Origin of the sequence: Caballeronia choica (assembly GCF_001544535.1) — a bacterium.
GTDB classification, from domain to species: domain Bacteria; phylum Pseudomonadota; class Gammaproteobacteria; order Burkholderiales; family Burkholderiaceae; genus Caballeronia; species Caballeronia choica.
In genome coordinates, this window is sequence record NZ_FCON02000574.1 from 1 (window position 1) to 720 (window position 720).

Annotated in this window: 1 protein-coding gene; it reads left to right on the forward strand. The window is 56.2% G+C overall.

Features of this window, described 5'->3' with window-relative positions:
• A partial coding sequence (locus tag AWB68_RS50665) for a hypothetical protein (RefSeq protein WP_235028898.1) occupies window positions 1-180 on the forward strand: 180 nt, incomplete at its 5' end.
• Between the last annotated feature and the right edge of the window lie 540 nt (window positions 181-720).

The window sequence follows — 720 nt, forward strand, 5'->3', positions numbered from 1 at the left end:
AAAAGTCTAGCTGTCCAAGCGATACCTTTGCCGATATTGCTTGAAAAGCTCGACCGCCTTCGGATTGAAGTGCATCAATGCGTTGCCACGTCGTACCGAAACACCGGCACGCTGAACGAATATCTCAAGCTTCTCGCAGATATTGAACTGTGGTCGCGAGACCGCCGCGAGGTTCGTTGACAGCGCGACCGGCTACACGAACATCACGATTCGCGAAACTCGACCAGCACCCATCAATGCGTCATCTGACTGACGCGGCGGTTGTTGCTGCGCGAGTATGCCGGATCTTGCCCTGGAGCGCCGCGTTCGTTACTCGGCTGCAACGGCCGCACGAATCGTGTTCGGCAGCCACGTTCGGTTGCTTAACCGACCACGTGCTTGGAGACACGGAGGTCTTCTTGAAACGCATGCTTCGCACCAGAGTTATACACTGGCGTGCAGACGGATTCCCCGAGCGGTGCTCGGTCCGCATAGCGGCCCGTCTTCTGTAAATACTTCACAACGTGAAATATAATCTTGATTGCGCGAGTCCATTTTATCCGTGCCAGTCGCCCATGTTCTGGTCCACGCGTGATTGGACGCTAGACAGGCCTCAGCGCCGGTCGCACGCAGGAGTATTCACAGGAGATCCGCAATGACCTTGACGCCACGGCAGACCGAAATCATCAAGTCGAGCGCGCCTGTTCTGAGCGAGCACGGAATGACCGTGGTTACACGGTT